Annotated in this window: 4 protein-coding genes and 1 pseudogene; 2 read left to right on the forward strand and 3 right to left on the reverse strand. The window is 69.9% G+C overall.

Features of this window, described 5'->3' with window-relative positions:
* The first annotated feature begins 83 nt into the window (after positions 1 to 83).
* On the forward strand, positions 84 to 2060 hold the full coding sequence (locus IAG43_RS32570; protein WP_187744216.1) for a heavy metal translocating P-type ATPase: 1977 nt from the start codon (positions 84 to 86) through the stop codon (positions 2058 to 2060).
* Positions 2061 to 2745: 685 nt separating this feature from the next.
* Here the strand turns inward: IAG43_RS32570 and IAG43_RS32575 are convergent.
* Positions 2746 to 3105 carry an ArsR/SmtB family transcription factor gene (locus IAG43_RS32575; protein ID WP_187744217.1) on the reverse strand — a complete coding sequence of 120 codons (360 nt, stop codon included), beginning with the start codon at positions 3103 to 3105 and terminating at the stop codon, positions 2746 to 2748.
* A gap of 116 nt (positions 3106 to 3221) precedes the next feature.
* Here IAG43_RS32575 and IAG43_RS32580 point away from each other — a divergent pair, with 116 nt between their 5' ends.
* On the forward strand, positions 3222 to 4571 hold the full coding sequence (locus tag IAG43_RS32580) for an MFS transporter (protein ID WP_187744218.1): 1350 nt from the start codon (positions 3222 to 3224) through the stop codon (positions 4569 to 4571).
* Positions 4572 to 4902: 331 nt separating this feature from the next.
* Here the strand turns inward: IAG43_RS32580 and IAG43_RS35270 are convergent, their stop codons facing one another.
* On the reverse strand, positions 4903 to 5070 hold the full coding sequence (locus IAG43_RS35270) for a hypothetical protein (RefSeq protein WP_223006017.1): 168 nt from the start codon (positions 5068 to 5070) through the stop codon (positions 4903 to 4905).
* Positions 5022 to 5831, reverse strand: a pseudogene (locus IAG43_RS32590) (DEAD/DEAH box helicase family protein). The gene IAG43_RS35270 and the pseudogene IAG43_RS32590 overlap by 49 nt, the downstream one beginning before the upstream one ends.
* Positions 5832 to 6109 lie beyond the last annotated feature (278 nt).

Below are 6109 nucleotides of genomic sequence, written 5' to 3' on the forward strand. Positions count from 1 at the left end.
ATCGATGACACTTGAAGACCTATTCATATGTTCCTATATCGTGGAGGTGTCGCCCCAGTCCGTCTGTGAAGGGTTGCTCTGCCATGTCTTCAGTTCTCGACCGGCGGTCATCGGCGTCGACCGCCGGCCCGCGCCCGGCACCGCTGCGGCGGCGAACGAGGGTCCTGGCGCTGCCGGAGGCCCGGTGGGCGCTGGCCGCACTGGTCCTGTTCCTCCTCGCGCTGCCCTTCTATCTGCTGGGCGGCCCGTCATGGCTGTGGGCCGTACTGTTCGCCGCCACTTATGTCACAGGCGGCTGGGAGCCGGGATGGGAGGGGCTGAAGGCCCTGAAGGACAGGACCCTGGACGTGGATCTGCTGATGGTGGTGGCCGCGCTCGGCGCAGCCGGTATCGGCCAGGTCCTCGACGGGGCACTGCTGATCGTCATCTTTGCCACGTCCGGCGCGCTGGAGGCGGTCGCGACCGCGAGGACCGCGGACTCCGTGCGCGGTCTGCTCGATCTTGCACCGACCACTGCCACCCGGCTTCTGCCTGGTGGCGGCGAGGAGAGCGTGCCCGCTGAATTCCTCCTCGTCGGGGACACCATTGTGGTGCGGCCCGGCGAACGGATCGGTGCCGACGGCCATGTGGCTGACGGGGCCTCCGACGTCGACCAGGCCACGATCACCGGCGAGCCCCTCCCGGTCGTCAAGCAGCGGGGCGACGAGGTGTTCGCCGGCACCGTCAACGGCACCGGCTCCCTGCGTGTGCGTGTCGGGCGCAACCCCTCGGAGTCGGTGATCGCCCGGATCGTGAGGATGGTCGAGGAAGCCTCCGAGACCCAGGCGCCCACTCAGCTCTTCATCGAGAAGATCGAGCAGCGCTATTCGGTCGGCATGGTCATCGCCACCCTGGGCGTCTTCGCGTTCCCGCTCGCCTTCGGCGACGAGATGCAGTCGGCCCTGCTCCGCGCGATGACGTTCATGATCGTTGCCTCGCCGTGCGCGGTCGTCCTGTCCACAATGCCGCCGCTGCTGTCCGCTGTCGCCAACGCCGGCCGCCACGGCGTCCTGACGAAGTCCGCGGTCGTGATGGAACGCCTGGGGCAGGTCGACACCATCGCCCTGGACAAGACTGGCACCCTCACCGAAGGCACCCCTCGCGTCACCGACATCCACCCCGCCACCACCTCCGGGCTGAACGAGCGCGCCCTGCTGGCGCTGGCCGCTGCGGCGGAGCACCCCAGCGAGCACCCACTGGCCCGCGCCATCGTCCAAGCCGCCCTCGAACACGGCCTCACCCTCGCCGAAGCCACCGCCTTCACCTCCGCGCCCGGCGCCGGTGTGACTGCCACCGTCAGCGGCCACACCATCGAGGTCGGATCGCCGGCTCACCTGCGTGCCGACGCCGACGCGGAGACCGGCAGCCGGGTGCAGGCGCTCGAACGCCAGGGCCGCACTGCCGTCATCGTTCTGCGTGACGGGTCACCCGCCGGGGTGCTGGGCATCTCCGACCGCCTCCGCCCGGACGCGAAAGCCACGGTTGCCGCTCTGACGGCCCTGACCGGCCACCCTCCGGTCCTGCTGACCGGCGACAACGAGCGCGCCGCCCGCCGTCTGGCCGCGGACGTCGGCATCACTGACGTCCGCTCAGCTCTCCTGCCGCAGGACAAGGTCATCGCCGTCAAGGAATGGGAAGCCGAAGGCCGCCGGGTGATGGTCGTCGGCGACGGCGTCAACGACGCCCCCGCCCTGGCCGCCGCGCACACGGGCATCGCCATGGGCAACGCAGGCTCCGACCTCGCTCTGGAAACCGCCGACGCCGTCGTCGTCCGCGACGAACTCGCTGCCATCCCTGCCGTCATCGGCCTGTCCCGCAGGGCCCGCCGCCTTGTGATCCAGAACCTGGCCATCGCAGGAACCTTCATCACCGCCCTCGTGGCCTGGGATCTGATCGGGACACTTCCCCTGCCGCTCGGCGTGGCCGGCCACGAAGGCTCCACCGTCATCGTCGCCCTCAACGGCCTGCGCCTGCTGCGCGAACGAGCCTGGACGAACCCTCCCGCTCAGGAGATCACGTGAGCAGGCGCACCCGGTCCGATCGAACGAAGGCACCCGCTGCGGCGGTCGGTGCCGGCCGGTGCACCGTCACCGTCTGCCGAGGATGCTGCTGCGGCACCGAGGCACGCGGCCATCCGGCGCACGGGCTGCCCTGGCGCCTGCGAGCGCGCCAACGTCATCGTCATCCAGCCCTCCGCCGAAGGACGCAGAGCCGCTGTCCCGGCTGCCCGCGGTGGCCGGCAGCGCGAGGAGAGCGACGTCCCGGGCATGGACGGCGAATGGGTCGCGGTCGACCTGCCATGTCCGTTGCCGCTGGTTGAGGCGGGTGACGAAGTCCTGGCCGGCCAAGCCATCACGCACCGCTGCCCGGACGGCGTGCTCTGTTGCGGCAGTGGGATCAGTCGTCATCCGCGCCCGGACCACGTCGTGGTGTCCGAGTCACCGTTCATACGCGCGGTGGTCGAGCGGGGCGGCGGAGGGCACCTGGTCTGCCGCCTGCTGGCTGCCGCTGTCGACCGGACACCGGGGGCGGAGAGAGGTGGACGACGTCCCTGCGCCCACTGGCCATCCTGGCCGCCCTGGTCGGGCCGCCCGGCCTCGCCCTGGTCCCCGCGGCGGCCTTCCTCACGGACACCGCGCACACCGCTGACCCGTCCCAGCCGGACCGTCCCGCGCGCAGCTGAAGCCGCCTCGGCCCGCCGGCCGCTCAGTCGTGCGAAGCGGCGCCCGTCACGCGGTGGTCGGCGTGACTGAGCGCCTCCATCACCAGGCGCCGGAGGTGACCGTCGACCAGGCGGTAGCGCACGTGGCGCCCCTCCCGCCGCGCCACCAGCAACCCCGCGATGCGCAGCTTCGCCAGGTGCTGGCTCACCGCAGTGCGCGAGGCGGAGCACCGCTCGGTCAGCGTTCCCACGTCCGCCTCGTCCTGGGCCAGCAGCCACAGCAGATGCAGTCGCGTCGGATCGGCGAGCATCGCGAACACCGAGGCAGCCTCGCTCAGCCGTTGCTCGTCGATTTCCCGCTGATGCGGAGAGTTCGCATCTGACACGGCATCGCTGGTGGACATGCGGCCAGAGTAGACGGCCCCCGCAACAGCCACCTCCACGCAACGATTCATTCCTGTGCGCACATGTGCACATGTTGAGTACGGTGACAGGACCATCACACCGACGAAGGGCGGCCATGCTCACGGTCCTGCGCAACCGCGCCTTCCGGAACCTGTTCACCGCCCAGGTCACTGCCCTCCTCGGCACCGGCCTCGCCACCGTCGCCCTCGGCCTCCTCGCCTACGACATCGCAGGCCCCGACGCCGGATCCGTCCTCGGTACCGCCCTCGCGATCAAGATGGTCGCCTACGTCGCCCTCGCCCCCATCCTGACCGCCCTCGCCGGCCGCCTTCCCCGCCGCGCCCTCCTCATCAGCGCCGACACCCTGCGAGCCGCCGTCGCCCTCGCCCTCCCCTTCGCGGGCGAGATCTGGCACGTCTACACCCTGATCTTCGTCCTCCAGGCCGCGTCGGCCGCCTTCACACCCACCTTCCAGGCCGCCCTCCCCGACGTCCTTCCCGACGAACGGGACTACACGCAGGCACTCTCCCTCTCCCGCCTCGCCTACGACACCGAAAGCCTCGCCAGCCCCGCCCTGGCCGCAGCCCTCCTCACCTTCACGACATACAACTGGCTCTTCCTCGGCACCGCAGCGGGCTTCCTCGCCTCCGCCGCCCTCGTCCTCAGCGCCGCACTGCCCAAGCACACCCCCACCACCGTCACCCCCCGCCGGCGCCTCGCGAACCTGAGAGCCGACATACGCCACTTCTTCACCACCCCACAACTGCGCGCCCTGTTCTGGATGGACATGGCAGTCGCCACCGCAGGCGCCCTCGTCCTGGTCAACACCGTCGTATACGTCCGCGAACACCTCGACCTCACCACCGCAGACGTCGCCCTCGCCCTCGGCGCCTACGGCACCGGGTCCATGACCGCCGCCCTCCTCATCCCCCGGGCGCTCGGCAGACTCAGCGACCGCCGACTCATGCTCACCGGCGCCCTCAGCCTGCCCGCCGTCCACACCGCCACAGCCGCCATCACCACCGCACCCACCGGAACCTGGCGCTGGCCGGCACTCCTCACCGCCTGGTGCGCCTTCGGCGCCGCCTGCTCCACGGTCCTCACCCCCGCAGGCCGCCTCCTGCGCCGCGCCGCCGGCACCCCCGAACAGCGCACCGGCATCTTCGCCACCCAGTTCTCCCTCTCACACGCCTGCTGGCTGCTCACCTACCCCCTCGCCGGATGGCTCGGCGCCGCAGCCGGCCTCCAGGCAGCCGTCACCGCGCTCGGCCTCCTCTCCCTGGCCACCGCCCTGCTCGCCGTCCACGCCTGGCCGAAGCGAGCAACAGAACAGCACCACCACGCCGAAGAACACATCCACACCAACCTCCCACCCGCCCACCCCCACCTGACCGACGCCATCGCCGTCCCCACCGGCTTCCGCCACCGCCACACCCTCCACCCCGACAGCCTCCACACCGCATAGACAGTCCGCTGACGCCCCGCCGACGCGGGAGTTTGTCCTGCGCCCGCCGGCCCGTGGCGCGTCGGCCTGGGTCCGTCGTGCCTCAAAGGGAGCATCAGCGAGCCAGCGCACGATGGCGGCGTACTGGTTCGGCGGGCAGCCTCCGATGGTCACGACTCTGGTGTCGGTCTGGCGGTTGAGGGTGCGCTCCCGGGGCCGGCACTGGCTGGCGGTAGAGGCGGCCGCCCGAGCGGCCCGGTGCGGGCTGCGAGGGGGTGGCAGCGCCCCGGCACGGGGGACGGTGGCGGGCGTTGCCGTGGATTTCCGCGGCTCGGTTGGGGAGTCGGGGATATTACGGCTGTTGCACTTCGGTGAGTGCCAGAAGTTCCGCTCGGGCTCGGGCGAGTTGCTCGGGGGTTAGGTACGGGGAGTGCATCGCGGCGATCAGCCCTTCCGCGGCGTAACGGATGATCAGGGCTCGTTCCGGGGGCAGGCCGTCCGCGTCGAAGGCTTCGAGCACGCCAGCTCCTGCGGCAGCGGATCGAACGCCCCCGGCCCACCCGCTTCCACCGGCCGACCTGTTTCTGCGCGGTTCGGCCGCGGCGGGCGTGCCGTCCAGATCTGTGGTGTCGCCGTCATGTACAGGCGCCGCATCGCCGGCAGCTGCTCCTGGTCGTGGACGGCGGCCCATGCCTTGCCCAGCGAACCCGACGTCCGGTGGGCTTCATCCACTGCCACGAGGTCGAAGACGTCCATGGGGAGGCCGTAGGCGCCTTCGTGTGCCTCGGTCAGGACTGGGAGGGACGAGTACGTGGCGAACACGGTCACCGGTCCTCTGCCTCAGTGCAGCGCCAGCTTGGGCGAACTCGTCGTCGACGGGACACCGAGCGAGTACAACCGGGGATCATTCTGCATCGAGCACACCGCCACCATCGGACCGGCATGCCCGAACTCCCGCACCGTCTGAGACAACAACGCCAGCGTCGGAACGAGAACCAACACACGGCCCTTCGGCGCAATCCGCTGCGCGGCAGCAGCGGCAATGAACGTCTTTCCCGTTCCACAGGCCGCGTGAACCTGACCACGTAATCCATTCTCGGGAATGCGATGACCGGGCCGGATTTCGAGACCGGAGACGATAGCTTCCACCGCTTCCGCCTGATGCGGGCGGAGCGTGATGTCACCGGCCATGAAGATCTCCAGACGCCAGAGATGGTGTGCTTCCTCACGGGATACTACTCGCTGCATCATCTGTGAGGCAGCCTCTTCCTCAAGTTGCATCACTCGGCTGAAAGCAGTCGGATCCCGGGCACGTAAGCCACGGCTACGGGTAAGCTGTCCGAGGTGGCATCGAAGTGACGGCCTGTCAGAAGCCAAGAGATCAGGCACGCTCAACTCCACTCCCAACGCTTTACGGAGTTGAGCCCCTCCGAACGGTCCGAGACCCCCGGGGACCGGTTCGGCCGACCCCTGGGGGGTGGTGCCCCAAGATCCAAGATTCTACCCAGTAGACATCATGATGCACGATCACCCCGTCCTCGTTGCTGCCCGGCGGAGCT

It is taken from the genome of Streptomyces genisteinicus (genome assembly GCF_014489615.1).
GTDB lineage: Bacteria > Actinomycetota > Actinomycetes > Streptomycetales > Streptomycetaceae > Streptomyces > Streptomyces genisteinicus.